The 26980-nt window shown below is 49.8% G+C and carries 26 protein-coding genes and 1 tRNA gene; 17 read left to right on the top strand and 10 right to left on the bottom strand.

Translation table 11 applies throughout. The features are described from left to right. Positions 1 to 14: 14 nt before the first annotated feature. From gltX to D7D48_RS01230, 9 genes are all read left to right on the top strand, one after another. Positions 15 to 1544: a glutamate--tRNA ligase gene (gltX, locus tag D7D48_RS01270; protein WP_221738612.1), complete on the top strand. Its 1530-nt coding sequence runs from the start codon at positions 15 to 17 to the stop codon at positions 1542 to 1544. Then, positions 1541 to 2230, top strand: a complete 690-nt coding sequence (gene ung / locus D7D48_RS01265; RefSeq protein WP_125230825.1) for a uracil-DNA glycosylase — start codon at positions 1541 to 1543, stop codon at positions 2228 to 2230. The genes gltX and ung overlap by 4 nt, the downstream gene beginning before the upstream one ends. Further along, complete coding sequence (locus tag D7D48_RS01260) at positions 2217 to 3251, top strand: UDP-glucose--hexose-1-phosphate uridylyltransferase (RefSeq protein ID WP_125229572.1); 1035 nt, start codon at positions 2217 to 2219, stop codon at positions 3249 to 3251. Before ung ends, D7D48_RS01260 begins: the two co-directional genes overlap by 14 nt. After that, positions 3248 to 4405 (top strand): galactokinase, encoded by a 1158-nt coding sequence (galK, locus tag D7D48_RS01255; RefSeq protein ID WP_125229571.1) that lies wholly within the window; start codon positions 3248 to 3250, stop codon positions 4403 to 4405. Before D7D48_RS01260 ends, galK begins: the two co-directional genes overlap by 4 nt. After that, on the top strand, positions 4402 to 5214 hold the full coding sequence (locus D7D48_RS01250) for a peptidyl-prolyl cis-trans isomerase (protein WP_125229570.1): 813 nt from the start codon (positions 4402 to 4404) through the stop codon (positions 5212 to 5214). Before galK ends, D7D48_RS01250 begins: the two co-directional genes overlap by 4 nt. Beyond that, positions 5211 to 6200: a HupE/UreJ family protein gene (locus tag D7D48_RS01245; RefSeq protein ID WP_125229569.1), complete on the top strand. Its 990-nt coding sequence runs from the start codon at positions 5211 to 5213 to the stop codon at positions 6198 to 6200. Before D7D48_RS01250 ends, D7D48_RS01245 begins: the two co-directional genes overlap by 4 nt. A gap of 311 nt (positions 6201 to 6511) precedes the next feature. Next, entirely contained in the window at positions 6512 to 6862 is a 351-nt protein-coding gene (locus tag D7D48_RS01240; protein WP_125229568.1) for a hypothetical protein, read from the top strand. Positions 6863 to 7887: 1025 nt separating this feature from the next. Beyond that, the gene (locus D7D48_RS01235) at positions 7888 to 9153 is read left to right on the top strand and encodes a NupC/NupG family nucleoside CNT transporter (protein ID WP_125229567.1); all 1266 of its coding nucleotides are present in this window, start codon (positions 7888 to 7890) and stop codon (positions 9151 to 9153) included. A gap of 113 nt (positions 9154 to 9266) precedes the next feature. After that, positions 9267 to 9593, top strand: a complete 327-nt coding sequence (locus D7D48_RS01230; protein ID WP_125229566.1) for a DUF6481 family protein — start codon at positions 9267 to 9269, stop codon at positions 9591 to 9593. Between the two features lie 312 nt (positions 9594 to 9905). Here the strand turns inward: D7D48_RS01230 and D7D48_RS01225 are convergent, their stop codons facing one another. After that, positions 9906 to 10685 (bottom strand): BPSS1187 family protein, encoded by a 780-nt coding sequence (locus D7D48_RS01225; protein ID WP_425452538.1) that lies wholly within the window; start codon positions 10683 to 10685, stop codon positions 9906 to 9908. Positions 10686 to 10704: 19 nt separating this feature from the next. On the opposite strand from D7D48_RS01225, the gene D7D48_RS01220 reads away from it, so the two are divergent. Further along, a complete protein-coding gene (locus D7D48_RS01220; RefSeq protein WP_125229564.1) occupies positions 10705 to 11097 on the top strand; it encodes a hypothetical protein in 393 nt (130 codons plus the stop codon). Between the two features lie 54 nt (positions 11098 to 11151). Here D7D48_RS01220 and D7D48_RS01215 read toward each other — a convergent pair whose 3' ends face one another. Further along, complete coding sequence (locus tag D7D48_RS01215; RefSeq protein WP_185739745.1) at positions 11152 to 11592, bottom strand: DUF6641 family protein; 441 nt, start codon at positions 11590 to 11592, stop codon at positions 11152 to 11154. 548 nt (positions 11593 to 12140) lie between these two features. On the opposite strand from D7D48_RS01215, the gene D7D48_RS01205 reads away from it, so the two are divergent. Further along, positions 12141 to 12344 carry a hypothetical protein gene (locus D7D48_RS01205; protein ID WP_125229561.1) on the top strand — a complete coding sequence of 68 codons (204 nt, stop codon included), beginning with the start codon at positions 12141 to 12143 and terminating at the stop codon, positions 12342 to 12344. A gap of 60 nt (positions 12345 to 12404) precedes the next feature. On the opposite strand, the gene D7D48_RS01200 is transcribed toward D7D48_RS01205, so the two are convergent. The 4 genes from D7D48_RS01200 to D7D48_RS01185 form a co-directional block, all read right to left on the bottom strand. After that, on the bottom strand, positions 12405 to 13730 hold the full coding sequence (locus D7D48_RS01200) for a hypothetical protein (RefSeq protein WP_125229560.1): 1326 nt from the start codon (positions 13728 to 13730) through the stop codon (positions 12405 to 12407). A 56-nt stretch (positions 13731 to 13786) separates the two neighbouring features. Further along, entirely contained in the window at positions 13787 to 14395 is a 609-nt protein-coding gene (locus D7D48_RS01195; RefSeq protein ID WP_125229559.1) for a hypothetical protein, read from the bottom strand. Between the two features lie 62 nt (positions 14396 to 14457). Next, positions 14458 to 15270 carry a hypothetical protein gene (locus D7D48_RS01190; protein ID WP_125229558.1) on the bottom strand — a complete coding sequence of 271 codons (813 nt, stop codon included), beginning with the start codon at positions 15268 to 15270 and terminating at the stop codon, positions 14458 to 14460. A gap of 4 nt (positions 15271 to 15274) precedes the next feature. After that, positions 15275 to 15796 (bottom strand): hypothetical protein, encoded by a 522-nt coding sequence (locus tag D7D48_RS01185; RefSeq protein WP_125229557.1) that lies wholly within the window; start codon positions 15794 to 15796, stop codon positions 15275 to 15277. 250 nt (positions 15797 to 16046) lie between these two features. Between D7D48_RS01185 and D7D48_RS01180 the strand changes: the two genes are divergently transcribed. From D7D48_RS01180 to D7D48_RS01170, 3 genes are all read left to right on the top strand, one after another. After that, positions 16047 to 17504 carry a glycoside hydrolase family 113 gene (locus D7D48_RS01180; RefSeq protein ID WP_125229556.1) on the top strand — a complete coding sequence of 486 codons (1458 nt, stop codon included), beginning with the start codon at positions 16047 to 16049 and terminating at the stop codon, positions 17502 to 17504. Positions 17505 to 17704: 200 nt separating this feature from the next. After that, positions 17705 to 19186 (top strand): glycoside hydrolase family 113, encoded by a 1482-nt coding sequence (locus tag D7D48_RS01175; RefSeq protein ID WP_125229555.1) that lies wholly within the window; start codon positions 17705 to 17707, stop codon positions 19184 to 19186. A gap of 233 nt (positions 19187 to 19419) precedes the next feature. Further along, entirely contained in the window at positions 19420 to 20901 is a 1482-nt protein-coding gene (locus tag D7D48_RS01170) for a hypothetical protein (RefSeq protein ID WP_125229554.1), read from the top strand. A gap of 20 nt (positions 20902 to 20921) precedes the next feature. On the opposite strand, the gene D7D48_RS01165 is transcribed toward D7D48_RS01170, so the two are convergent. Beyond that, positions 20922 to 21488 carry a tyrosine-type recombinase/integrase gene (locus D7D48_RS01165; RefSeq protein WP_125229553.1) on the bottom strand — a complete coding sequence of 189 codons (567 nt, stop codon included), beginning with the start codon at positions 21486 to 21488 and terminating at the stop codon, positions 20922 to 20924. An 836-nt stretch (positions 21489 to 22324) separates the two neighbouring features. Here D7D48_RS01165 and D7D48_RS01160 point away from each other — a divergent pair. After that, on the top strand, positions 22325 to 22627 hold the full coding sequence (locus tag D7D48_RS01160) for a DUF6626 family protein (protein ID WP_125229552.1): 303 nt from the start codon (positions 22325 to 22327) through the stop codon (positions 22625 to 22627). A gap of 23 nt (positions 22628 to 22650) precedes the next feature. Here the strand turns inward: D7D48_RS01160 and D7D48_RS01155 are convergent, their stop codons facing one another. Further along, positions 22651 to 23520 (bottom strand): hypothetical protein, encoded by an 870-nt coding sequence (locus D7D48_RS01155; RefSeq protein WP_125229551.1) that lies wholly within the window; start codon positions 23518 to 23520, stop codon positions 22651 to 22653. A gap of 130 nt (positions 23521 to 23650) precedes the next feature. Between D7D48_RS01155 and D7D48_RS01150 the strand changes: the two genes are divergently transcribed. Together D7D48_RS01150 and D7D48_RS01145 are read left to right on the top strand one after the other, a co-directional pair. Beyond that, a complete protein-coding gene (locus D7D48_RS01150) occupies positions 23651 to 24514 on the top strand; it encodes a hypothetical protein (RefSeq protein ID WP_125229550.1) in 864 nt (287 codons plus the stop codon). 60 nt (positions 24515 to 24574) lie between these two features. Beyond that, a complete protein-coding gene (locus D7D48_RS01145) occupies positions 24575 to 25288 on the top strand; it encodes an AAA family ATPase (protein ID WP_185739744.1) in 714 nt (237 codons plus the stop codon). 169 nt (positions 25289 to 25457) lie between these two features. Here D7D48_RS01145 and D7D48_RS01140 read toward each other — a convergent pair. After that, positions 25458 to 25533, bottom strand: a tRNA-Thr gene (locus tag D7D48_RS01140). A 63-nt stretch (positions 25534 to 25596) separates the two neighbouring features. Beyond that, complete coding sequence (locus tag D7D48_RS01135; RefSeq protein ID WP_125229548.1) at positions 25597 to 26865, bottom strand: tyrosine-type recombinase/integrase; 1269 nt, start codon at positions 26863 to 26865, stop codon at positions 25597 to 25599. Between the last annotated feature and the right edge of the window lie 115 nt (positions 26866 to 26980).

The raw sequence follows: 26980 nt of genomic DNA, 5'->3' as shown, positions 1-26980 counted from the left end.
CCGCCGAACCGACATTGAAAGAAGTCTCCATCATGAATGCCATCACCCGTCCTGTCCGCACCAGGGTCGCACCATCCCCCACTGGCGATCCACATGTCGGCACCGCTTATATTGCGCTCATCAATTATTGCTTTGCCAAGAAGCATGGGGGCGAATTTCTGTTGCGGATTGAGGATACGGATCAGGCACGGTCAACACCGCAATCAGAAAAAATGATTTTAGAATCGCTGCGTTGGCTGGGCCTTAGCTGGGACGAAGGTCCTGATGTTGGCGGCCCGCACGGTCCCTATCGCCAGTCAGAACGCAGCGCGATTTACACCGCGCATTGCGACCAGTTGCTGGCCGATGGCCATGCATTCAAATGCTATTGTACGCCAGAAAAGCTGGCGGCATCACGCGCGGCGCAAATGGCGGCGAAGCAACCACCAAAATATGATGGCGCATGCCTTTCGCTAACTGCTGACGATATCGCAAAGCTCGACAGTGAAGGCGTTTCGCACGTTGTCCGGATGAAAATTCCAACGACGGGCACATGCATTGTGCAAGATACGCTGCGCGGCGAAATTGCGTTCGAATATGCGGTTGTTGACATGCAGGTGCTGATGAAGTCGGACGGCTTGCCGACCTACCATCTCGCCAATGTTGTCGATGACCATCTGATGGGCATCACGCATGTCATGCGCGGTGAGGAGTGGATTTCATCCGCGCCAAAGCATCTATTGCTGTACCAATATTTCGGCTGGGAACCGCCCGTGCTTACGCATTTGCCGTTGCTCCGCAATGCCGACAAATCGAAGCTGTCGAAGCGCAAAAATCCAACCAGTATCTTATATTATCAGCGCGCAGGTTACCTGCCGCAGGCGATGCAGAACTTCTTGGGCCTTTTCATCAAATCGGCCAGCGAAGAAGATGAGAAAACCTCGCTACAAACGCTTATTGATGAATTTGACGTGCACAATATCTCGCTCGGCGGCCCCGTGTTCGACACGTCAAAGCTGGACTGGCTCAATGGCCGCTATTTGCGCGAAGAACTCAGCGTTTCGGAATTCTTGGATGCCGTGAAAGCATGGGCGCTCAATGATAGCTACCTCACCCCTATCGCTGAAATGGCGCAGGCACGGATTACCAAAATGTCGGACTTGGGTGGCCTGACCGCGATGTTCTTCATGAACCGGATTGACGGCATGACCGTAGAGCGCCTGCGCGATGGTGTGAAGCTTGAGCAAGATGCACAGCGCGCGGCCTATACCCTTGGCTTGCAGCAGTTCGATAATATGATCGAATGGAACCGCGAAGGCATTGAAGCCACGTTGCGCCGTACCGCCGAGGTTCTCGACGCCAAGTTGAAAGACGTCATTCGTCCCTTCTACATCGCCATCACCGGCAGTGCGCAGGGTGTGCCTTTGTTCGACGCGATTGCGCATTTGGGCCGCGACATCATTCGCGAGCGTTTGCGCCATGCAATGGAATTGCTTGGCCCTGCCACATCCAAAGAGGCGAAGGCTTGGACCGATTTGCTGACGGCACCGCCCAAGGCCGAATGACCGCTTTCGCGCTACCACAAAATTGGCAGACGCCGCTGCAGGCGGCGCTTGCTACAGGAGAGACCTTGGCGCTCCAAGGCTTTCTCGCCGCCGAGATTGCCGCAGGCAAGACGATTTACCCGCCGCAGGGCGCATGGTTCCGTGCGCTTGAACTCACGCCGCTGGACAAAGTGCGCGTCGTCATTTTGGGGCAAGACCCGTATCATGGGCCGGGGCAAGCGCATGGCCTGTGTTTTAGCGTGCCACCGAGCGTGCGCCCTCCGCCAAGTCTTTTCAATATTTACAAAGAGTTACAAAGCGACTTGGGTATCCCCCGCCCACGTCACGGCTTTTTGGAGCATTGGGCGCGGCAAGGCGTGCTGCTGCTCAACAGCGTTCTCACGGTCGAAATGGCAAAAGCCGCGTCGCATAGTAAAAAGGGCTGGGAGCAGCTTACTGACGCAATTATTACGCTGGTGAACGACAAGGCAGAACCCGTCGTGTTCATGCTGTGGGGCGCTTATGCCCATAAAAAGGCGGCGCATGTGGATAGCGGTCGCCATCTCGTGTTGAAGGCCGCGCATCCATCGCCTTTGTCGGCGCATAACGGCTTTTTGGGCTGCAAACATTTCTCGCAATGCAACGCCTTTCTGGTTAGCAACGGGCTCCCGCCGATTGATTGGACACTTCCCAATGTCATTCCATGAGCAGCCCCACCGCCGCTTCAACCCATTGAAAAATGAATGGATTTTGGTATCGCCGCACCGCGCCAAGCGGCCATGGCAGGGGCAGCAAGATATACAAGACACCGCCGTACGGCCGGCGCACGATCCCGATTGTTATTTATGCGCGGGCAATGAACGCGCGGGCGGATTGCGCAATCCTGACTACAAAAATGTCTTTATTTTCGACAATGACTTTGCCGCATTGATGCCCAGCGCAGGGTGTAGAGTAGAAAAAGACAAACCCTTGTTTCGTGCGGCTCTTGCCAATGGAGCCTGTAGAGTAATGTGTTTTTCACCGGACCATGGAAAGACGTTGCCGGAAATGCCGGTGGCCGACATCCGTACTGTGGTCGATAGTTGGGCCGCGCAGGAAAAAGAGCTTTCCGCTGTCCATGCTTATGTCCAGATTTTCGAAAATAAGGGCGCGATGATGGGCTGCTCCAGCCCGCATCCGCATGGGCAGATTTGGGCGACCGATTATGTTCCCGCCGAACCCGAGCGTGAGGATGCAGCGCAAGCGGAATGGTTTGAACAACATCAATCGGCAATGCTGCTAACCTATGCCGCACAAGAGGCGGATGACGGCGCGCGAACGGTGGCACAGAATGACCATTGGATTGCGGTCGTGCCTTATTGGGCAAGCTGGCCATATGAAATCCTTTTACTGCCGCGTTTTGCCGTTCAGCACATGCACGCGCTCGCGCCAGAAGAAAGGGATGCTCTCGCGGATATCATGAAGGCGGTGACCATCGCTTATGACAATCTTTTCCAGACCAGCTTCCCTTATTCCATGGGCTGGCATGGCGCACCCAGCGCAACGCCCGATGCCCCGCATTGGCAATTGCATGCACATTTCTATCCGCCCTTGTTGCGCTCCGCGAGTGTCCGCAAGTTCATGGTCGGTTATGAAATGCTGGCCGAAGCGCAACGCGACCTGACACCGGAGGCCGCTGCCGCACATTTACGCGCCACGGACAAAATCCATTACCGGAGCCAGCGATGAACACACGCGACCAAGCGCTATTGGATCGTGTGACCGCCACCTTTGCGGAACATTATGGCCATGCCCCCGACCTTGTTGTGCGGGCGCCCGGGCGGGTGAATCTGATTGGTGAGCATACCGATTATAATGACGGCTTTGTCCTGCCCTGCGCGATTGGCCCTGCCAATATGGTGGCGATCAGCACGGGCGATGATGACACTGTCGAAGTGGTCGCTGCGGACTTCGACAATGCGCGCGACACGTTCAGTCTGCAAACACCCCCAGAACGCAATTTAAAGCAGCCCTGGGCCGATTATGTGCGCGGCATGACATTGGCATTGCAAAATGCAGGTCACGCCCTCAGCGGGGCTAAAATGGCCATTGCGGGCAACCTGCCCCAAGGCGCTGGCCTGTCCTCATCCGCGGCGCTCGCGGTGGCGGTGGGCAAGGCCCATTTGGCGCTGAACGGCATCGGCATCGACAACAGCCGCCTCGCGCAAATTGCACAAAAAGCGGAGTGCGATTTTGTCGGTACCCAATGCGGCATCATGGACCAGTTGATTTCGGCGCAAGGCAAGGCGGGCCATGCGCTGTTGATCGACTGCCGCAGCTTAGAGTTAACTGACGCCCCCCTTTCCGATGATGTCGCCATCATGATCGTCCATTCCGGCGTCACCCGCGGTTTGGTGGACGGGCATTATAACGCGCGCCGGCGGCAGTGTGAGGCGGCGGCCGCAGCGATGGGGGTAAGCGCCCTGCGTGACGCGGATTTGGACATGTTGGCCGCAGCCAATCTCGACGCGGTCACCACGGCCCGCGCGCGCCATGTCATCACCGAAAATCAGCGGACCTTGGACGCAGCCAATGCGCTTGCCAAAGGCGACCTTGTCACGCTTGGTACATTGATGGCGCAAAGCCATAAATCGATGCGCGACGATTTCGAAATCACTATTCCTGCGATGGATGATTTGGTAGCGATCTTGCAATATGCGATTGGCCATCAAGGGGGCGCACGAATGACGGGTGGAGGATTTGGCGGCGCAGCTGTGGCGATCATGCCGCGTGCGCGTGTGGCAGATGTGCAGGCCAAAATTGAATCAGCTTATAAAACGCCAAAGGGCGACGCGCCGCTTATCATGGTGGAACGTCCTGGCCCCGGGGTTAGCATATTATGACATATGATTGGATGAAGCAGGCCCTGCGAGAGCCTTTGGTGCATTTCCTTGGCGCAGGGTCGGCCCTGTTCCTGTTGATGGGGCAGTTTGGCGGGGAAGACAGCCTCGACCGCAGCATCACCATCAATGAAGCAGACGTTACCCGGCTGGCGTCAGTATGGGAACAGACGTGGCGGCGCGCGCCCACCCAAGAGCAACTCGACAGCCTGATCCGCGATTATATCAAAGAAGAAATCTATTTTCGCGAAGGCATGCGCCTTGGCCTCGACGTCGATGATCCCGTCATCCGCCGCCGTCTACGCGCCAAAATGGAATTTCTGGCAAATGCCGAAATCCAGAATATGGAACCAACCGAAGCCGCGTTGCAAAGCTTCTATGCCGCCAACACAATCCGCTATGCCGAAAAACCGGCCTTCAGTTTTGACCAGAGATTTTTGGGCGACGATGCAGAGGCCGCGAAAGCAGCCATCCTTGCCCTGAACGCCGGAAAGCAAGTGCAGGCGCAGCCGTTGAGCGTATCAGCAAGCCTGGAAAAGGCGGCGTCGGACAGCATTGGCCGCGAATTTGGCGATGGCTTTGCCGACAGTCTGCGCACTTTGCCCAAAGGGCGTTGGAGCGGACCAGTCCAATCTGGTTTTGGCTGGCACGCCGTGCGCGTGCGCGACATTGTTGCCTCGGGGACACCGCCTTTGTCCGACATTCGTCAGCGCGTGTCCAATGACTGGCGTGCCGAAACGCAGGCCACACGCGAAGCGGCCGCCTATCAGGCGCTGCTCGACGGATATGACATTCGTATCGCCAAGCCGTGATTGTCCGCTTTCTCCTTTTGCTCCTGCTCGCCAGTGGCTTCACGTCGGTTGCCCGCGCGGACGATTTACAACCGGGCTATTTGGAAATCCGCGAGCGGGAAACCGCAGCGCACCAATATAAAATTACATGGAAAGCACCCATAAGGCCCGGCCTTGCCGCGCGCGTGGTTCCCGTTTTTCCCAATGATTGTAAGGCAACCGAACCGGTACGCAGTGTGGACGCCGCCGCTTTGCTGGCGCGTTGGGATATTGACTGCGACACAAGTTTGGCTGGCCGCTCGGTCCGCTTAAGTGGGATGGAAAATACACCAGCCGACGCCTTGCTGCGCTATCAATCCGCTAATGGCATCACGCAAGCCGCCCGGCTAACCCCTGCCAGCCCATCGGCTGTAATCCTGCAAAAGGCCGACCGATGGCAGGTCGCGCGGACCTATTTTGTGACCGGCGTCGAACATATATTGATGGGATATGACCATTTGTTGTTCGTGCTGTGCCTTGTGCTTTTGCTCAATGGCGCATGGCGCGTGGCGGCAACGGTAACGGCCTTCACGATAGCCCATTCGCTGACCTTGGTGGCCACAACGCATGAACTTATCAGCGTCCCCGGCCCGCCGGTTGAGGCCGCAATCGCTTTATCGATTGTCTTCCTCGCCGTCGAAATCGTCAAACGCAAACCCGGTGAACTACGCTTGTCAGAGCGTTTTCCATGGGTCGTCGCTTTTCTCTTTGGCTTGCTCCATGGCTTTGGCTTTGCTGGGGCATTGGCCGAAATCGGATTGCCGCAGGGCGAAGTGCCCATGGCATTGCTAACCTTCAATCTGGGCGTTGAGGCGGGGCAGCTTGTCATCGTCGCCGTGGCGATGTTGGTCTTATGGGCGCTCCGTCGCGTACATGCGCTCTACGCCGCCCGCGTTCAGCTGGTCAGCGCATATGCCATTGGCGGCATAGCCGTCATGTGGTTGCTACAACGCGTCCTACCCACTTAAGCGGCACAATATAAGGGCGCGCATCGTGGCCCTCTGCGCGACAGGGGTATTCTTTTTTAGATGCTGCGTATTTTAACTTTATCGTCGCCCCAACGCAGGCTGAGGTCTGTCGCGTCTATCGTTCGATGCGCAGCGGACCAAATATGCACGCCAGAGCGAGACGCCGTTCTGCGCGCGCGATCCATTTTTGATATACCAACGATTAGTATACGAAAATTTAAGCCCTCTGAACCCTCGACAATTTGGCGGCGGCGGAGCAGCCTGCTCTCGGGTTGCAATGACGTAGCCCCATGCAAGATGGAGAAGCGCTTATGTCGTATATGGATAAACATGCCGCCTTTGCACCCGCTGACGGAATTCAGGAATTGAGCTTTGATGAAATCAGGATCGTATCTGGGAGCGTAGGCGCTGCCGGAGGAGCGATTGGGGGCGTTGTCGGGGGCATCTTTGGCGGATATAATTACATCGCCGGGCACGCTGGAAACGGCAATGGTACTGGTGCCACCTTTGGCGGAGCTTTGGCTGCGATAGGTAGTGGAATGGTCGGAGGTGCAATTGCAGGGGCAACTGGAACTTGGACTGGGGCAATCGTTGGTGCAGCGGTAGGCGTAGCTGGTGCCTATGCCTCGGGAAGAATCGACAGTACGAGAAATAAAAATTAAGAAATGGTTTAGTGTAAATTTTCGTTTTCATCAGGAGTAACTTATGGGCCTATTTCCTTTGGTAGCTCTTGTGAGCAAGCGTGATTCTGTCAAATCTCTGGCTGTGATTGAGGGGCTCATTATGGTTCCAATGATCGCGATCTTGGTTGGCTACCTTTTTGCGCAAACTGATTTTTCGCTAGCGATTAGAATGTCTTTTTCGTTCCTAGCCGGCTTTCCTTTAGTGGTGGTATACGCGCGCTTCGCAAGTTCATGACAGCGTATGTTATTCCGGCCTGAAGCCGTTGCCGGTAACCGCAATCGCTTGTCTGGAGACGCAGCGATTGCAATGCCTTAACCTTGGCCGAGCGTCAGCTTTTGTTATGGTGTCAATGACCATGGGATTAGTGGCGATCGGGGCCGGCTGGGCTGCAAGTTCGGGAGGCGCGGGAACCACTCCGAAATTAGATTCCAAGGAAGTGAAGAAAAAGTAACCTTTACAACTACCGCACAGTTCTAAAGCACTGTGCGGTATTGGGTTCGTTCCAGCAAAGAGGATCCTTTAAAAGGACAATCAAAAAGGCAAGGTTGGTTTCGCTATTCGCGGTGCTCTTTTCAGCTGTAGCGGTCTGGTATTTTTTTGATAAAAATATCCAAAAGGTCGACATACAAAGCTATTTTATAGCGGTTTCAGCGCTCGTTTTATCCGGGATGGCATTCAGCTACATTACTGATCGAATAAACCGGGCGTAACTAGGCTACTAATCCTAAATAATCTGAGAAGCGGTTGCACAATCTGTCCTCTGCAGATGGGGCCAGCGTAGCTGGTCGAATATTTGGCAGCTTGGGCTTCGAGCAGACATTTTTTGGACGGGAGAGCAAGCCTATAACGCGGACTGATGACTAAGCCGTCAGTGATTAAGGGGATTGCTGCAACGCGTCCTGCCCACTTAAGCGGAGCAAAGGCAGCATCCCCGCTTTTGGGGTAACGTCTGCAGTCAAAAGCGGCTAAGCCAAGGCTCAAGCGCAGTTGGGGTGACGATGGCATGGCGGTTTTGCAGCAGGGACAGGGATTAATCGGCATCGCGCTGATCCTGACATTGGCGTGGGCCTTGTCCGAAGATCGCGCTGCACGGCCGTCTTGGCGTTGGATTTTCGGCGCGCTTTTTGTGCAAATCGCCCTCGCGTTGGCGGTCACCCGCGTGCCGTTCATCTGGACCTTGGTCGGCTATGCCAATAATGCCGTGGCGGCCGTGGAAAAGGCGACATTGGTCGGATCCAGCTATATGTTTGGTTATACCGGCGGCGCGCCCATTCCCTTTGTGCTCAAGCCCGGCGTGGAACAGCCGGTCATCGTCGCGTTTCAAATATTGCCGCTCATCATCGTCTTTTCCGCGCTTTCGGCTTTGTTGTGGCATTGGGGCATCTTACGCGCGGCGGTTCGTGGCCTGTCATGGGCCTTGCGCAAGACCTTAGGCGTTAGCGGCGTCGTGGGACTGGGCGGCGGCGCGACCATGTTTTTGGGCGTGGTCGAATCCCCGCTGGTGTTGCGCGCATGGTTTGAACGGATGAGCCGTTCCGAATTGTTCATGATCATGGTGTTGATCATGGCGACCATCTCCGGCGCTATTCTTGTGCTCTATGCCACCACTTTGTCCAAGACGGTGCCGAACGCCGTGGGCCATATGATTGTTGCCTCGCTGATTTCCTTACCCGCCGCCGTGCTTATTGCGCGCCTGATGGTCCCCGGCGACGGCAGCATCAGCGCAGAAGATGCCGACGCCGACCTGAAATATGAAAGCAGCATGGACGCAGTCATCAAAGGGACGATGGAGGGCATTCAATTGGTGCTGGCCGTCATCGCGATCATCATCGTCGTGTTCGCATTGGTCAATTTGACCGACCAATTGCTGGCCCTGCTGCCCCAAATGGATGCACAGCCCCTTACCCTCAAACGCATTTTTGGCTGGCTGTTCGCGCCGTTGATGTGGAGTATTGGCATTCCATGGGACCAAGCCCCCGCTGCCGGCGCCTTGATGGGTACAAAGACCATCCTCAACGAATATGTCGCTTATCTGGATCTCGCCGCCCTGCCCGCCGGCACATTTGACGCGCGCAGCAAGCTGATTATCACTTATGCTTTATGCGGGGTGGCAAACCTTGCCAGCGTCGGCCTGTTGGTATCCACCATCGCCACGCTCGCGCCCACACGACGCGCGGAGGTTTCGGCGTTTGGCATGAAAAGCTGGATCGCGGGCAATATGGCCTCTGCCATGACCGGCGCAGTCATTGGACTTGTCACCTTGGCGTGAACCCTAAGCGGATTGCAATTTGCTGTCTGGCAGCTTTATCCCTAAGGCGCTGTTCACGGTAATCCTTGGCTTAGGCTGCGGCGCCCATCACACCCAATGGATCACACAAAAATATGTCTTCATATAAAGAGCCGTCATTTCAAGAGCGTGCAGCCTTAGCCAATAAGGCGAAGCTGGACGCCGTTAACCGGCTGCGCGCAAAACCGAAACTGGACGAAGCAACGCTTGCCGCACGGCGCGCCGCCGCCGAAGCGCGCGAACAGGCGCAAGCGAAGGCTCGCGCAGAAAAGCTAGCGGCACGCGAACTGGAAAAAGCCGCGAAGCTAGAACGCGCACAAATGTCGGCAGAACCTTCTGTGCCCACAAAAACCGAAGAAGAACGCAAGCTGGAACGCGATGCCAAATATGCCGCCCGGAAAGGCCGCAAAGGCAAAAAATAGCGGGCCGAAACACGGTCTCCGCGATAAAGTGCGCATCATGGAAAATATGGTGCCGCCTATAGGATTCGAACCTACGACCCCCGCATTACGAATAATGCACAAACCATGCATTTACAGTGCATTTGTCACATAGTTGTATAGTTTGTTGTATAGTATAAATTAGAAAAATACCCCATTTTCAATATGTTGGTCGTGTTTACCCGATCATATTTTATGTGAAATTACAGCCAGATAAGTCACAGCGTCAGTTTAGCTGATGCTAAAAATCCGTGTAATATTCACGTTGTCGGGTAACACGACCCACACATCATTTTATGGAAACACCATGTAGTTCCAGACGGGCAGATATAGTGGCTCTCCCGCAGATGTTAGCGGCGTAACAACATCAACCACAGTGCCGCTATGCGCTGGAGCAGTCGAGGGCGATAATGGACTTACAGGAATTGCGATGTTGGTCGTCAATTGTCGTCGGTCGCCAAAAGGTGCAGCGCGTCCGTCGACAGACGTTGATGCCCCGAAGACACCAAGACCGATTTGGCTCCAATTCAACTCAATCGCAGCCAACGGCACGAGTTCATCTTGCTGGTGCGTAAAACCATATTGGCGCGCAGCGGGCGTTGCATTGGGCAAGCTAGTCCATTGAGCAGGCAAACCATTTGCATTGCCAGTGTCACCTGGGCCCGAAAACATTGCTATGCGATCAAGGACATGAAGCTTGCCCATGAAAGCGGCATGTCCTGAGCCTTGTGAATGGCCTGCAACGGTTATGAGCGACCAGTTCGGAGCGCCGCCTACAAGATATTGGCTCCAGCCTTCATTTGGATAGTTGCTATGCATGTATGTCAGCAGTGCAACGAGGCGTCCTGTGATGGAGTTTGATTGGGAAATTGACACCAGCGGACTTGTATCAATACCCGTGATAATTTCGCTGCGTACCTCGCCTGCGCAATCAGATCGCGGAGAAAATGCACAGATTGTCCCAACTGCCTCATCATTTGGATAGGTCAAGCCTATGCTGTGAAAGCCACGCGCCGCTCCTGCCCTAACTATTAAGCGATAGAAGCGTGGAATCGCAGTAGTTCCAGGCAACATCACGAACAGGCGATTTCGCATGGATGCCGATGCTGGGTTAATTGCAAAATGGGCTGACAAATTGTCGGTAAGCGCGGCGTTGGTAAGCGCTGGCGCAATGTCCCGTTCAATGGATGTTATGCTCGAAGGCGGAGGAGCAGGTGGCGGAGGCGGTGCAGTCGGAGGCGTAGGCGTAGGCGCGATAATCACTGGCGGCGCTGCGCTGCGCTGCGCAGTATCGCTGCCACACGCACTTAAGGAGAACACTATACCAAGCGCCAACAAACTGAACTTCGGCTTTCCCATACTTCACCTCTTACGTGCCGACCAATTGCGCCTAAATAACTCTTGGCTAGTGTCTGGGAAAATTATCGACACAATGCAACTGAATGAATACGCCCCCCAATCTGATGCCCGCGCAATGAGCTTTTGAGCGAAAGAGCGTTAGGTGGTCGTATGGCCATTGTCGGGCAACACGACCCACACATCACTTTTGCACTTTCCTGATTGGGCGCGTTAGCCCCATTTCTGAAAGCAAAGCATCCAGTTCACCCGCGTTGATAGCAGCAATGATCTTGTCGATTGTCGGGATAAGCTGGTCGGGTTTCCCGACAATGATAGCGCCCTTACCCTTCTCCAGTTCAAGCACCTTGTTGCCATACCTTATCGCAAGCAGACAGTTACCTACCGCATCCTGAAACCACCAACGCTTGATGCGTTTAGGCACATCAACAAGTGCCTTAGAACCACCGTCTGTTATCACCCAGCGACGATGCATAATGTTCGGCAGGATTCCTTCACGATCAGCCTCAGCAATCAACTTTTGCTCAGCAAGTTTAGTGAGAAGCTTGTTCCGTCGGTGCTGCTCTGGGCTAATGCGCTGTGTGGTCGGGAGAACCGACAGCGAAAGGCTTTTTAGGATATTCATAGTCATCGTTACATCTCCTTATTGAGATGACGATCATGCTGCCGTTGGAGATATGATCCTATCCTGATCCTTACCAAACACCTGATACTTAGTGATAAATACACTCATCAAGGAGTGTAAAATATGGACGCAAGAGAAGAATTGAAACGATGGATGGCGATGGTTGTGCAGCTATCGTCAGAGGAAGAGAGCAAGACGATCAAGCAGGACATTGACCTGTTTCTGTCTGTGGCAGGGGAACTGTATGGAAAGTTAGCTGAGAGAAACACGGCGCTTGCGCAACAGTGTCGCTCAAGCAGCAGAGCAAAGCCGCCGAAGCCTGCTCCTCAGAAAGCCCAGAAGCAGCCTAAGCCAAAGCTAAGCATTGATGATACCCCACAGCCCCAAAACGACTCAGAGGACCGTTCTCAGGAGCGTCCAGCACAATCGTCCTAGAAACAGCAAGCTCAGCCATCACCCACTGATCAACAACGAGCGTTGCGTGGGTATGTCTATGGGGCACAGAATGATGAGGTCGCATTTCGCAAAGCTGCGCAGGCAATTGCACGATGAAAGACAAGCTAATCCAAAGCCAAAAGCGGCTGCACGACAGTCTGTTTGAACTCTATATGCAAGGTGGGCTGGAGCTGTTTAAGGCTGGCACTCACGGTTTGAAACGTGACTTAATCATCAGGCTTGAGACAAGCGCACTGACACCTGAGAAGGGTGAAATGTCCACTACTACGCACCAGTCGATGAACACGAAACCCTAAGAAATGAATTCACGAGGTAATTCGAAGCAATTTGCATTGGGCCGCCTTTTACGCTCGCTGCTACTTTGCCCGACGAGCCGACTGTGCTTTGCTTGGGCCATTCACCCACGCCAAACCGATGTTACACCGTGTGAGAAATCCTGATGCAGCGTCAGGAATTACATGCGGCGCAGTGGAAGACAGCTTTTTCAGCTGCAGTATCGCATCGTAGCAAGTGTCCTCAAACTCAGGCTTTTGCTGCCTAAGTGTCTGCCACGCCCACTGCAGTGAAGATAGAATGGAATTATAGCTTTTGCAGTTGAAAGCCCGAACGATTGTATTCTGATATTCTTCGTCGCCCGAGCAGCTTAAAAAATAACCTCGAGGAGCATTTGCATCCTCATATTCAGCCTGTTTCACCGACTCTTCGTACGCCTTTGCCGCCAGCTCCTCATCTTTCGCTCTCGTCTTGGCGATCTGTTCGGCATACATAGCTAAAGATTGGATCTCTGCGCTATGCGAAGGCATAGAGCAAACTTTAAACAATGCCTCAGCTATTATAGGCAATCTTAAGTCAGATACGCGAAAATACTCTGAATGATGTATCATTTCACCCTGGGTGAAACCTCCAATGAAATACATCTCATTTTGAATAATAGCATAATTTACTTCTTCCAAACCACATTCAAAAACGTATTCGAGTTGTTTGGAAAAATAATTGAACTTTTTATTTTTGTCGTCTCGAGCATTTGCAGCATAATCATAATCTTGGATAACATCGATAGATCGCCAGTTTCCTGACTGCCTGATGTCCGTTATGTCGAGATATTGGCGACTCATTTCGCCATTAGTCAGTTCCCAAAAATCCCGATTAACCTCAGAAACGGGACATTCAACCGCTTGATAGAATTTTACCCTCGTTCCGAGAAAAGCGGATATTCCCGAGAGATCGAAAACGGGGATCGGTCTATCATCATTAAGATTTACCTCAGTTATTCCGAGATATTTCTGAGGATCGTAATCGCTGTAATTTCTTTTGAAGCCCGTCGACATATATGCTCGCGGCGCACGCCCCGCGGGAGTAGAATCGAAACGCCTGCAAATGCCTTGCTCACGCGCCTTTCGACCAACTTCAGCTATTGCAGATGAGATCTGCTCCTGAGTTGTGAGAGGACCTTTTGCAACGAAGTATAGGCCCTCAGAGTAGACTATTACCGAGTTTAGATCGTAGTTTAATATATAGTCTCTCGCTTTATCGTGATCCTCAAATTCTTCATAAAGAACATAGAATTTATAGGACTTTGAGCTCACATTAGATTGGGCATACGCTGATGATTGGCCGAATGTTGTTGCAACGGCAAAAATCAAAAGCGCATGGAGAAGAGCAGTTTTCAACCAACCGCGCATTTAAGGCCTCACTGCGCTCTGGTGTGTAGTGCAAAATGCGAAGGATTCCATAATCTCTAAATGCCCATTCCTGAGATGCTACCGCGACTAAGTAGAACGTCTCCGTCAGTGACAACAAACTCCTTAGCATGTGTCGTTCCTGTTTCACGAGTTGAAGAACCATCAAATATGCCTGATACTTGGATCCTCACTTCGCATGCGCCTTCAACGCCAGAGTCTTCCGTCCAAGATTCTTTCCCCAGCCATCGAGGCTCAATGCTTTCGATGCTGCCCCCACGGATCAGTTGATTGAAAGCCTCACCCCCTGAACCATCGAACGTCCAGGAATTAGCCAGCCCAACCGTTATACCAGACACGCGGCTGCATATTTTTTCATATTCGGCGAGTGTCAGACATCGAGTGTTCGCGCGGCACTCTTGATATCCTCCGGTTACAAGCGAAGAATATTCGTAAGTCCCATCAGGAAACATTCGCATTTCTTGCTCCGCTTGAACACGCTCAGCCTCCAGCGACTTTTGCATTGCCTCAAGCTCGGCAGCAGACTTTTCAAGTTCAGCTCTCAGTTGATCCATGGATTGGCCAGAAGAGTCATTTGAACTGTCCGCGCAGCCACTCATAACAAGAGGCACGTAGAGAATAAAGGCTTTCCAGCTATGTTTTTTCATATTTCTCAACTATTCTTCAGCACTTGATATCGCAGCTATTTATTCAAGAGAGTTGAATGTGATCACTCTACATTGAGTGTGGTAGTGCAGACACCAATCCAGTTATTATATTCATCTTCATTAGATATATATCTCGTATCATGAAAATATGCATATCTTAGATCAGGCAGAAAAAGATGACGAGGTATATTTGTACCAGGCATATAGCTGCTGATTTTTCCCGATACTCCCAATATGATTAGTGTATGATTTCCTACCTCGTCATAATAAATAGTACTATTTTCATCCGTATCTCGTGGATGATCAATCTTCCAAGTTTGAACGTTTAGATAGCCATCCACAACAAGTTCAGGAAGTTGGACGAAATCAAATGACTTATATGCCTCTTCCGCAAAATTCATGCTTTCAGGAAAACCTTTTATATTCGTCATAAGTATTTCGTTGGTATTTCCATATCCGCCAACGAAAGATCCATCTGGAAACATTATAAAATCGCCAATACTACTTTTAACCAGTGCAAATTTCCTCAAACCCTCGGGCACATCATTTCTTCGAAGTGAGAACGAATCATCACCATAGAAGTCAATTTTATCAATTAGTTGACACGTATCGATTTTCAGACGCGGAAACGCGTTTCCGAGCGGAGTATTCGTCATGCCCTCTTCAACACTGGGCGCTGCTGCAATTATCGAATTTTTATCAAGCCAATTGACTTCGGAAATTGCTACTAAAGGAGCAGTTGGGGTTGCAACTGATGTGGAATTTTGGATCGCATCGGCGGCAGCGGATTCAGCACTTTCGCTTGAGTTACCGCAAGCTGAAATTACCAACGAGATCGCGGGTAGTAGCAAACCAGTGTAGAGAATTCTTTTCATGGCACTAGTTCATAAGCTGTTGTGGCGACATCTGAAAAACTATGTTTCTCTGCTCTAATATCCTTGGGTCAGAATTGATGGTTTGCATACAGGAATTGAGCTTCGACTGAGCAGCGGCATCTTGGTCGAAGGACGACGGGTTGGCGATAAACCGCGCATATTGCGGTCCTCTTGCAACTAAATGTTTGATGTAATCTTGCTCGGAAGCTCCGTCAAAGGTGGCCACTTTAATAGCCAGTAGCCGAAGTCGGGCCGACAAAATCTGCTGCTCTTCTATGGCTTTGTCGAGGCCGACGGCAATATCTGCTTGGCGTGAATTGCTGAAAATTTCGGCCGCAACGAATGCAAGCTCGCTGCAATCAGTTAGTTCATCCGCGATCGGAAACCATTTATTTAGGTTCTGTGCAAGAGTGCTTGCCTCAGCTCCAGCGGGCTCTGCAATTTGATTTTCAGCGCTTGATGGCGCTTCGTTACGACAGGCCGAACATAAAACAGCTAGCCCCAAAAGAAGTGAGAATTTTGTCATGCGCCCCCCTCGCGATATCGCGACAATTTCTTCCAGAATTGAAATGATGTTATCGCAACGAGAGCAGGGTGCAAGGGTAAACTGCTACAGATCACAGCCACTTTTGTTGGAGCATTGGAGCCTAAGGAACCAAGTATAAGAGTTTGGTTCAAGGCGATATACTATACAACCGAATATTCAGCGTTCCTTATTGCATCCAACCTTTCCAAATGTAACAAGCTTTCAATTATAAAATAATTGGAATCTATTTATGAAGAAGCAAGGTTGGAAGATCGTACTGGCGTCTACGCTGTTAGCACTTGCTGGATGCGGAGGCGGTTCTTCGTCCTCCGATACCAATGTCGTGCAGATACCAACTCTAAGCCCTTCACCTGCTCCTAGCCCAGTATCGCCTGCGCTTCCCACGACGCCGCTCTACTCTGTTAGCACCGTTACGTCTGTTCCTTATCCGAATGGCTTTACAGTCCCCACGACTGATCCAAAAGACTTCGCAACCGATCCTTGTAAGCTTGATTTGGACGTAGTCACATATCCACAATCATGGCTAAGAGGACGATCGCTGCCTCAAGCGACTGGCGCCCCCTTAAATCAGGCAATCGGTCGTGGCGTCACCATCAAAGACATAATGCTGGACGACAACCCTGCATTTGTTCTGAAAGGATCAGCAGATGCTCCTAATGGTTGTAACAACGGCGCAGGAGCTCTGAAAAAGGAGCTGGAGAAAACGGCTCAAAGGATTGCTAGATTAGATGCTGGTTATGTGAAAATCACCCAATGGAATTGGATTACGGAAAACCAAAATGGATCCTATTCGATCATTGACGCGGACGACAGTTTCGGTCCTATCTCAGACGATAACCTCAGGTCCTTTGTTCAGTCAGCTCACAGGGCCGGTCTTAAAGTTGTCTTATGGAACCAGATTCAGGTTTTTGGAGACAGGCAAGGGTATTTTAAGCCGACACCTGAAAACAACCTTCAAAATTATGAAAAATGGTTCAGCGCGTTTGGCTCATTCATGCGGGAACGAGCTGCTTTTTATAATTCCATCGGTATAGATGTTTGGGACATGGGCTGCAATTTCTGTGTATTCAATACCTTACAGGCAAAAACAAGCGCCGAAAAAGCTCTGTTTTATAACAGCTATCTCAAGATCGCGAAGGATGTAAAAAGCGTTTACAAAGGGAAGACATTCATAACCGATAATGATTGGTTTGATTTTGGCAGCGAATATCTGGGGCAGATCGATTTTATAGAAACTGGCATGTGGTCCAATAAAACATGGACCTTAGCAGAGAGCGACGTGCTTACACCGCAATCATACAAAGCGACCTTGAACAGCAACATCACTGGTCTGCTTAAGTTCGGCAAACCGTTGTTTCTATCCGTTGGCATACAATCGCGACGCAATGCGCTCTCGGAACCTGGCTACCTTGAGGAAACCGGCTGCACGGCTGCAATTAACGCTCTTGAATTGTCCAATTCACAATGCATCCAGAAGCAAACGGAGGTGGATTTCGCGCTTCAGGCAATCGTAATTCAAGCTCAGCTTGATTATGTTAAAGGCTTAAACACGAATAATTTAGTGGTTTTTGCCAACGACTATTTTGTTACGGACAACCTCTATCCGCGCTTTGCATACCCGAACATTGGCTTCACCGTTAGAAACAAGCCCGCTGAGGGTGTTTTACGTGAGTGGTTTCGAAAATAACCCAGTTATCACTGTCCAAAAACCTCCTCTCACACCTGAGAAGAGTGAGATAATTCACTACTATGCAGTCAATCGTTGGGACGAAGATAAAGAGTTTGATGAGTGGACAAAGCTCCCTTTGGCGTTGTCAGCGTTATTGATTGCATCCAACCTCTCCAAATGTAACAAGCTTTCAATAACGAAATTATTGGAAGCTAGGCATGAACAAGCAAGGTTGGTTATCAGTTATTGCGATAACGCTAGCTCTGACAGGTTGTGGCGGCGGTGGCGATAGCGCCAGCCCAGCTCCAGTTCAAATACCAACAACGACAGCACCAGTTGCGCCGCCTGCTCCAGCGGCGCCTCAAACCACATTTGTAAATATCCAAACATATGAGCGGTCGCTAACCGTCGCGTATCCAGCATCGGTGACCTCAGCTATTGCCAGCCTAACTCAAGAAACTGTTAGCGTTGAAACACCGAAATCTGCTGGCGAATATTCTCAGCTTTCCGTGACTAAAGTGGGGTATCAACCATCTTGGTATCCTTACACAGCGCAAGACAGTACGCCGATACAAATCGGATTATACAAAGCCGATACAATTAACAAACAGCCGAATTTTACAAAGGCAATCATTCCGCATGATGCTGGCGGTTGGCTTATGGATTATTACAACGGAGGATATTTCCCCACCACCTTTGACAGAATAAAAAATATCGGCGGGAACAATGTTGTTTATGCTGATTCCGCTATCATCAAAACGATGGATGTAGACGCAAAGTCCGTTGTACTTGTCGGCAAATATTTTCCGCCCGACCAAGTGATTTTAGATATGGGCAATTTAGCCAGATCACGTGGCATGGATTTTACAGTTATGATGGGGATCTATCCCGGAGATACTCTGGGGAATGACACTTGGACTGTGCCTAAATTTGGTGCCGCGATTAGTAAGCTCTCTGATGACGATCCATTTTGGGATGCTTGGTTTAATGCCTATAAGTCAATTCTGGCAGAAAGAGCCGCGCTTGCGCAGAGAGCTGGTGCGACGAAATTTGTACTCGGTTTCAATCTAGACTACATGGTAACTAGAGGAAATTCTAGGTGGGCTGCACTTATCAAAGCCGTCAGAGACGCTGGTTTCAGTGGGAAAATATCATATTTTTCTGGAACAGGCGCTGGCACTAACGGCTTTCTTAACATTTCGGATGTCAATAAACGCACTGCGTTCATCAAGCTTTTTGATGAGGTAGGGCTCAGCCTTTACAGCCCAATTTTTGCCGAGAACGGCGAAACATTATTGGACGCTCAGCCAAGAACACGAATTACAAAAAATATAAAAAATCAGATTGCCTCGATATCTTCCGCGAAAGTTCCGATATTTTTGATGATTGGTACGCCTTCTGTCCATTCTGGACTCGTCACAAATGAATACATTGAGTCTGCGTACCCATGTTCATATTTCAAATCAGAAACGCGGAACTATCAAACACAGGCAGACATTTATCAATCGGCTGCTGAAATCGTCAATGAACAGAGCTCGGACGGCTCAGGTATTGTAAAAGGAATATTTAGCTGGGGATATCACTACATAGATAACCCTAGAAAAAAAGACGTGGTCAATGATACTTGCTATGATTTCTCTGCCAGCATCAGAAATAAGCCTGCTGAATCTGTGTTGAGTTATTGGTTTAAGGGCTGGTGAGAAAGGTTACTCTCAGACCACATTAACGGCATTCGCCAATTGCTCATAACTGACCCAGCAGCAGTCTGCTGTCATTGCGATGCTAGCTTGCTGAATCATTTGCATTCCGGTGCCCCCAGCGTTCATGTAGGTTTGAAATCACCTCGATAAAACCCGATAGTCAGCGTTATTTATTGCATCCAACCTGTCCAGATGTAACAAACTTTCAATAACGAAATTATTGGAAGCTAGGCATGAACAAGCAAGGTTGGTTATCAGTTATTGCGATAACGCTAGCTCTGACAGGTTGTGGCGGCGGTGGCGATAGCGCCAGCCCAGCTCCAGTTCAAATACCAACAACGACAGCACCAGTTGCGCCGCCTGCTCCGTCTCTTTCATCGACATTGAGATGGGTGGAGACCGTTAATTCTGTCACGGTGCCGAGAGAGACAATAGGCAATTATCGTACTCGCGCAGGGTACGGGGCATTTGACCTCTACGGTTATCCCAAAAAATCGTTTATGTTTCCATCTGGTGGAGAATTTAACACAAAAACAAGATCACCCAATGATCAAGATTTTTTGACACTGTCTTTCGATTCGCAAAATCGAATATTTGTAGACAAAAATCCAATTATTCCGAAATATATTGCAGGATTTGTTAATGATATAATTGAAGGTAACTTTGGTTACGGTTCAAATAGTCTTGTCATGAGTGATTCAGGACGAGAAAGTGAGCTTGGGAACTTTGATAACCTAGATTTATCATATCTATGGAGAATGGATAAAGTTAATGGCGTGTGGTCTGTAACTGAGTTTGCGAAAGAGCTTGGAAAACAGTTTTGGCACTCGAGTAATAATCCATTGGATATCAACAATGACGGCAAATTAGATTTCGCCGTTTCTAACCTGCTCTCGCTTGACAAGCGTTTAATTTTGTTCGCTTCAAACGCTAATGGGCACGGATCTATAAATCTAACTGCTAATCTGTGTGCATCTCCCGGTGATATCGTGAAAAACTCAGGCAGTTCAGCGCTAATAAAGCTAGCTAATGGCTCGTTTGCGGCGATCTCAATGCCATATCTCGTAACTGCTGGCTTTTCCCGCGCTGATCAAGGATCGGTCGTCTATCTAGACAGAGACGGGAAACCTATAAAAACCGATTGCCTATCAGTTCGCGGCACACCCACAACGATCGACATGAATGACAGCGAGGGGTATAACGCAATCAAAGTGTTCGACTTCAACAATGATGGTCGTCAAGATTTTATAGCACTCGCTGAATCTATTTCAGGCGTTAAGTTTCAGCGGATTCTTTATTTCGCTCAGAAGTCTGACTCAAGCTTCGAATTAGTTAACAATGATTTAGGTATATCCTCTAAGTATTCTCTTCCAAACGTGGACACTGCGGAATTTTCGGACTGGGTCTCAAACCAGTTCATTATCACGGAGATGGATACCAGCGGAAGAAAGGGTATATTCTTTCAGACAAGGTTAATAAAAAAGAGCCGAATTGATACCTTCGGTATCAGAGGCGGTATAATCATAGACGGAAGGACGGCATCACAAGTTTCGATACAACCATCATCCATATCATGGAACTCTGAGTTTAAGCCAAATTCGTATGACTACATATTCCCGACTGAAATTAATAACGACGGGATTGTCGACTTTTTATTAGTTTCAGCGAACGGGCAGTCAACGTTTGGTGTTTCAGCTCTTTTATCGACAAAATGACTTTCTAACTTGAGGACACCTCAGATTACGTTGACCGCGTTCGCCAATTGTTCATCACTGACCCAGCAATATCCAGCAGTCGTAGCGATGTTCGCGTGACCCATAGCTTGCTGAATTGTAGCCATCCCAATGCCAGCTGCGTTCAATCTGATAGCAAATGTCCTTCTTCCAGAATGGCTGCTCGTTTTGATACCAGCAGCTGCATAGATAGCTTTGAAGCGTAAGCTGAGACTGATGTTACTAAAATGGTTGCCAGTCCGCGATGAGCGAATGAACGCTTTGCTCTCATCAAGCTGGCTGATCTTTGCGAGATATTGATTTAGGATTTTGCGAAGCTCGTCTGAAATAAAGACACGCCGTGAGCGATTGCCCTTCGTTTGATGCTTGCTGAGATTGATTACCTCTACAGACTTATCATCAATCCCGCGAACGTCGCCAATCGTAAGTGCCGCGATTTCTCCGATGCGCATACCAGCCAAGATGCTGAGCGACAGTGCAACACGGTCACGCAGACCGTTGTTCCCTGTGTCAGCGATACGCATCACTCGTTTGATTTCGTCTTTAGTAAGAACCTTTGCTTTTGCCATTTTGCCTATCTCTCATTAACTTTCCGTATGAGAGAAATATAAATTAATCAGACATTTGATCCTATCAGAAATCTCCAAACTGATTTTGTTGGTTTCCAATGACCTCAGCGATTTTCATTAGGAATGATAGATTTGTTAATGAGAGGGAATGAAGACTTGGATCGTCATTGATCAGCATAATCATGCGTTCCAGCTTCGCTGTCCCACATTCGCTTGCTGCTATGTTCGCATCGCTTTGCTCTGCTCACATTACGCAGAAGCGAAATTCTTACGGTTAGAATTCTTTGAAATTGTTTTCGGTAAACATACTCGGGGTAAGGCATTCGTTAGGGAGCCATACCACTGCCCCTTTCGGGGCAATGATGAATTATACATTCGCTGAGGTATGCTTAAACGATATAGACGAAACTCGTGATACAATCACGAGAGAGGCAGGTTTTGCGATCTCCTATTACACGCCGTCTTACGCAGATCATGCCAGCTCATATCGCGGCTATTGGCATTGATCTTGTGGGGTAAAGTGTCTTTCCCACTCACTTTGAGCCTATGGGGGTCTAATTTATTTTCCAAGACTTCCAACCATTTCGACATTGCAAACGCTACAGACTCAAAGGGTCGTCGTTTCAGGCATCCAGCGCAAAGCGATGGGTAGTGCAATGAAGCCGTGTAGTGAGTTCCACGAATTGCTTACCGTCACAATGCCCTAGAGCCATGCCAAGAACGGATTTGCAGCGCATTACAATCGGCGCGCCAGCCTTAACCTCACTTTTGATAAATAGATTGAGAAACTCTCACTCTACCTTTGACAGTGTATTTATCACGGAGTGAGGAAAACTATGAAAAAAGACACTATTTTGGAAGTTTTTGGGTATCTTAAATCTAAGCAGATTGTTTCTGGCGAGAGCGAATTTTCCGAGCATTGGCTTGGCTGTTCCGATAGCTATATGCGTAAATTGCGATCATCGCAGTCCGAACCAAGTCTCGGCGCAGTCGCAATATGTGCGAGTAGATTGCAGAATGCTGCTGAACAATTTGAAGTGCTCCCACGCTATCAGCCATTGGCACAGCAGCTTGTAAAAATGAGTAACAAATGCCGTTCATTGGTTGACGCTGACAGCGTGGAGTTTGATCTGAGTTAGTGTGGTCGTGTAACCCGACACACCTAGAATAGCGAAAGCTCTTCCCCGTCCTCAATAACGACAATGCGTTCCGTGCGTTTAGCTGGTTTCCGGCGTAAAGCACGGGGAAGCTCTTGCAGTTCGCCATCTTTGTAGTCGGTGAAGTCGGGGAAACGCCCACGCTCAACATTTCGGATCAGTACTTCAGCCTTCTTCAGCAAGCGTGTCAGCGCATTATAGGCTGCAACATCGCCGACGACCCTTTCAGTGATGCCTAGCTTTTCCGCTAACTGAAGCCGCGTAAGCTCAGGATTGTCTTTCTCGGTCTGCCGCGCTGTCAGAATCTTGTGCAGGGATTTCAGCGAAGGGTTCTTAGAAACTACTTCGAACAGAGCTTCACCCTTCTTTTCCCCGTGTGTGCGAATATGCTCTTCCACAACGGGGCGCATCAACCGCTGGAACTCAGCAGTGAGGCGGCTCAGATCACCATCTACAGGAATGCTCAGCACGACGCGGTCAGCATTTTGCTCTTTTTCGAGCAAGGGGTCATTGATCTCCCTGATCGGAAAGCGAATGCCATGGGAAAAGATTCTGCGTCCCGTGTGCATTCGATACTTACTGGCTTGTGGATGACCACCTTTGGTCCACCAGCGCATGAAATCATCATCACGCACATCACCGAAGTAGGTGTAGACATCGGCTAGATCGCCCGTGCCGTCATTTTCACAGCATTCCTTATAGGCTTTGCTCAGACGCAGAAATGCCCACCAGTAGTAATAAACGCTCCACATGTAGCCAGGATCGTTTTCATCGTTTGGCAGCGTGTCGCGGGCGCTGATGTCATCGAGATTGGTGACGGGTGGCGCATAACGGAAATACAGAATCCTGCGTCCATGCAGCATCTTTTCATACATCGCTAAGCCTCACTCATCACTTCTGGCACAGAACTAATTCCAGAGTGGCGTTTTTACAGCTGCCCTCTCGAATCCTATTTGCAGGTCATCGGCAGCATGGTGCTAGCCGAAAATATGAAAGACCTTAATCATGACTACTACACTTGAAACAACCGTAAACTTCAACATCGCTGAAATCGCTGCAATGCCCAGCATAACCGTTCCAGCTAACGCAACTGTCTCGGTTGACGCTGGCGAAGCTGAATGGGTCGCCCCTGTCATCAGTAACGCATACAACACTATTGTTAGCCTTGTTGCAGACCAAGAAATCTGGCTCAATGGAGTGCATCGCACTGCAAACGAGCAGCTTTATGTCATTTTGCAGCGTTGCTATCACCTCTACTCGTTGATGGCTTCTGACAAGGATCAGAACGAAAAGCTCAAAGCTGCGATTGAGCGTCACAACATTGAGCGCAATCTTGGCATCGACACAAAATCGCACACGATGACAAATATAATCAAAGTAGTATTCGGCGCAGACCGTCGTCGTGCAAGCTCATACAGTTCGGCGCTGCGTGTAGCACTTGCTCAAAAGGTCAAGGTGCAGGATCTGCCTCAGTTCCTACGTGATGCTGGTGGTGTCGAGGAAGTTCGTCGTAAGCAGACGAACGGTGGCGCTCCAAAAGTAGACAAGGTTGGCGCTGCGGTAAGGCAGATTGCACATGTGAACCTTGCAGTAATTGATGAGGAGGCAATTTCCTCGAAGCTCGACTGTGGAGCAATCGGTAAGCACGTCATTCTTGTGGCAACGCAAGATGTCAACGGTACTTTGATCATCAACTCGGTTGTGCAAACTGAAGGTGTCACAAACGCAGTGCTCACCGCAATCTACAATGCTGAGCATAAAACTTGGACAAAAAAGGCAGACGAAGAGCAACCAGCATCGGAAGCTGATGAACTCGACGCTCTCATAAATGCAGCGGTGAACGACACTGATTTTGCTGCTGCAGCGTAAATTATGCAGCACAAACGGGGAGGCAAAATGCCTCCCCTTTTTTATTCAAAGGAAACTGAAATGTCTCATAGTAACAACGCATATTCACCCAAGAGCATCAATGACATTGTTTACGGCAGTGACACAGCAAAAGAACTCGTATCGCAGCTTGTAACGGGTTTGATGCCCTTCCCATTTTCTGGTGTGAACGGTATCATTTTTTACGGACCAAATGGGACAGGAAAATCGGCACTTGCTCGTATTTTGCCTGCTGCGATTGATAGCTTTGGGGCGCCAAACGCTGCTGCCGTGGATTATAATTTTTACAAAATTACGGCTACTACTGATGCCAAAGAGCTAATTGAGAAAATTGCATATCAAACACAATTCATGCCGCTTGCCCGCTTTCGGTATTTCATCTTCGATGAATTTGACCTTCTCAACCCGCGTTATTTGCCGTCCATCAAGTCAGTCATGAACTGCGATACATCCGTGTTTATCATGACCACAAATAGCATCAGCAAGATCGAGAACAGCATCAAGAGCCGCTCCCATTTGATTGCAATGCCGTTTGCAGAAGCCAATCGTTGGGTTCCTGTGATGCAATCAGTCCTTCTTGATCAGAAGGTACTTGCTCCAAGCGAACAGTATCTTTGTAACATTGTTACTAATTGCAAATATGATGCACGGAAGATCATGGGGGCAACGCTGCGGTTAGCATTTAATCTTCGCAGCGCAGGCAAAATAATCCCGACAACCACTCAGACCAATGATGCCCTTATGATCGCTGCTTAACCATCATGGTCGGGTTACCCGACAACCTCGTTTAAACGAGTTCAAGCCCCGCCATTTGTGCGGGGCTTTTTGTATACTCACACCACAGAATTAGCCCAAAACCATACAACAAAATGACTGCGAATTTCCATCCGCTGTGCCAACAATATATTGATTTATATTGGAAAAATGGTGCCGCCTATAGGATTCGAACCTACGACCCCCGCATTACGAATGCGATGCTCTACCAACTGAGCTAAGGCGGCAATGGCGTGTCCATTAGCGGGAATAAGCTCAATTTCCCAGCCTTTTTTTAACGACTTTCACCGTCAGTCTATAGCGCCACTCTGCAACTGAGCGATGTTCATCTCGGCAGTGAGATGCTTGGCATAGAACCTATCAATCATCTCGACAGAGGTTCGTGCGCTGCGGGCAATTGTAAGCAGATCAATGCCTTCTCCATGTATCATGCGGAACATGATACATGTGTGCCTCAAGCTGTAGAGCGTCCTTGCATCGCCATTTGAGCCCGTTTTCAACCCAGCAACCTTCAACACTTGATCAAATTGCCGTGTGATATCCCGCAATGCATAATCACGGTTCAACTGCTGTGGACAAAACAGATAGTCATCTGGCTTCCCAAAGCCTTCTGCCTTTTGACGCTCCAGCAATCCGTCATAAACCTCGACAGCCTTTTTGAGCGTCACGACTGGGCTTCCATGACCCTTTGTCGGTGGATGAGTCAGACGCAGATAAGTGTCCTTGCCGCGAATAATCGCAACATGCTTGTGTTGAAGCACCTTTATATCCGTTGGACGAATGAACGAGTTCGTCATGAAGATGATGAGATCATACACATCTTGTGTAATCTCGACATTGCGCAGGAACTTTCCAGCCTTTGTATCTACCCGTATTTTCGTACCAATGCGTGACCTACAGACGGAATGAAGCGTACTATACTCTTTGCTGTTGAACCAAGGACGGGCTGTGTCAGTCGTTTTGAGACGCGGGAACGCTGGAAGCCCAGTTATCACTCCAACTCGCTGAGCGTACTTTAATATCGTCTTTATGTGGGAGAGATGTATCTTCAGCGTGTTTATCGTAAGCGGACGATCTGGCGTACTGAGCTTGTTGATGTAATCGCTGATGACGCTGTAATCTATGTCCGCAATCTCATACTTTCCAAAGTGCGGTAGCAAGTCAGCTTCCAGACGCCCTGCGTCATAACTAATTTTCTGCTTTGATAATTCACCACGCTTGAACCGCGCTTCATTCTCTTTGGCAAGACCACGAGCGCACACTTCAAAGCCACTCGTTTTGGTGAACGGAAGATTGTTCATCTTGCGATGCTTGAGATCAACAAAGACCTTCTTGGCAGCCTTGATCGCTTCCTTTTTGTCCGCAACCTTCAAACTGCGACGAACGATTTTTCCGTCTTCGTAGTACCGCGCATACCAGAATGGAGACGCCGCCATTTTGTAAATCGTGAGCGTACCGAACCCCGTCACCTTCTGCAGCGAACTCGGGATTGGCTGCGTGCGGTCACGCATTGTCGGGTCAGCACGACTTTGACTATTTTTTACAATGCCTTTGCTCATGAAATTGTTGTATAGTAAAAACTATACAACAGCAAGTGTGTCTAAATCACTGTAAGTAATGCATTTCTGGGAAAAATGGGGTGTTCGCCAACACATTACGAATGCGATGCTCTAC

Origin of the sequence: Sphingorhabdus wooponensis, assembly GCF_003933235.1 — a bacterium.
GTDB classification, from domain to species: domain Bacteria; phylum Pseudomonadota; class Alphaproteobacteria; order Sphingomonadales; family Sphingomonadaceae; genus Sphingorhabdus_B; species Sphingorhabdus_B wooponensis.
Note: the sequence above shows the minus strand (reverse complement) of the source record. Positions and strands in the feature narration are given on the sequence as shown.

Excerpts from the sequence above, each read along its gene's own strand:
- D7D48_RS01220 (WP_125229564.1), top strand. The coding sequence starts at position 10,705 with ATGGATGCCGATGCTGGGTTAATTGCAAAATGGGCTGACAAATTGTCG.
- D7D48_RS01180 (WP_125229556.1), top strand. The coding sequence starts at position 16,047 with ATGAAGAAGCAAGGTTGGAAGATCGTACTGGCGTCTACGCTGTTAGCA.
- D7D48_RS01190 (WP_125229558.1), bottom strand. The coding sequence starts at position 15,270 with ATGAAAAGAATTCTCTACACTGGTTTGCTACTACCCGCGATCTCGTTG.
- D7D48_RS01155 (WP_125229551.1), bottom strand. The coding sequence starts at position 23,520 with ATGTATGAAAAGATGCTGCATGGACGCAGGATTCTGTATTTCCGTTAT.
- D7D48_RS01260 (WP_125229572.1), top strand. The coding sequence starts at position 2,217 with ATGTCATTCCATGAGCAGCCCCACCGCCGCTTCAACCCATTGAAAAAT.
- galK (WP_125229571.1), top strand. The coding sequence starts at position 3,248 with ATGAACACACGCGACCAAGCGCTATTGGATCGTGTGACCGCCACCTTT.
- D7D48_RS01160 (WP_125229552.1), top strand. The coding sequence starts at position 22,325 with ATGAAAAAAGACACTATTTTGGAAGTTTTTGGGTATCTTAAATCTAAG.
- D7D48_RS01175 (WP_125229555.1), top strand. The coding sequence starts at position 17,705 with ATGAACAAGCAAGGTTGGTTATCAGTTATTGCGATAACGCTAGCTCTG.
- D7D48_RS01225 (WP_425452538.1), bottom strand. The coding sequence starts at position 10,685 with ATGTTGCCTGGAACTACTGCGATTCCACGCTTCTATCGCTTAATAGTT.
- D7D48_RS01150 (WP_125229550.1), top strand. The coding sequence starts at position 23,651 with ATGACTACTACACTTGAAACAACCGTAAACTTCAACATCGCTGAAATC.
- D7D48_RS01195 (WP_125229559.1), bottom strand. The coding sequence starts at position 14,395 with ATGAAAAAACATAGCTGGAAAGCCTTTATTCTCTACGTGCCTCTTGTT.
- D7D48_RS01240 (WP_125229568.1), top strand. The coding sequence starts at position 6,512 with ATGTCGTATATGGATAAACATGCCGCCTTTGCACCCGCTGACGGAATT.
- D7D48_RS01215 (WP_185739745.1), bottom strand. The coding sequence starts at position 11,592 with ATGAATATCCTAAAAAGCCTTTCGCTGTCGGTTCTCCCGACCACACAG.
- D7D48_RS01250 (WP_125229570.1), top strand. The coding sequence starts at position 4,402 with ATGACATATGATTGGATGAAGCAGGCCCTGCGAGAGCCTTTGGTGCAT.
- D7D48_RS01170 (WP_125229554.1), top strand. The coding sequence starts at position 19,420 with ATGAACAAGCAAGGTTGGTTATCAGTTATTGCGATAACGCTAGCTCTG.
- D7D48_RS01185 (WP_125229557.1), bottom strand. The coding sequence starts at position 15,796 with ATGACAAAATTCTCACTTCTTTTGGGGCTAGCTGTTTTATGTTCGGCC.
- D7D48_RS01135 (WP_125229548.1), bottom strand. The coding sequence starts at position 26,865 with ATGAGCAAAGGCATTGTAAAAAATAGTCAAAGTCGTGCTGACCCGACA.
- D7D48_RS01145 (WP_185739744.1), top strand. The coding sequence starts at position 24,575 with ATGTCTCATAGTAACAACGCATATTCACCCAAGAGCATCAATGACATT.
- D7D48_RS01200 (WP_125229560.1), bottom strand. The coding sequence starts at position 13,730 with ATGCGCGGTTGGTTGAAAACTGCTCTTCTCCATGCGCTTTTGATTTTT.
- ung (WP_125230825.1), top strand. The coding sequence starts at position 1,541 with ATGACCGCTTTCGCGCTACCACAAAATTGGCAGACGCCGCTGCAGGCG.
- D7D48_RS01235 (WP_125229567.1), top strand. The coding sequence starts at position 7,888 with ATGGCGGTTTTGCAGCAGGGACAGGGATTAATCGGCATCGCGCTGATC.
- D7D48_RS01230 (WP_125229566.1), top strand. The coding sequence starts at position 9,267 with ATGTCTTCATATAAAGAGCCGTCATTTCAAGAGCGTGCAGCCTTAGCC.
- D7D48_RS01165 (WP_125229553.1), bottom strand. The coding sequence starts at position 21,488 with ATGGCAAAAGCAAAGGTTCTTACTAAAGACGAAATCAAACGAGTGATG.
- D7D48_RS01205 (WP_125229561.1), top strand. The coding sequence starts at position 12,141 with ATGAAAGACAAGCTAATCCAAAGCCAAAAGCGGCTGCACGACAGTCTG.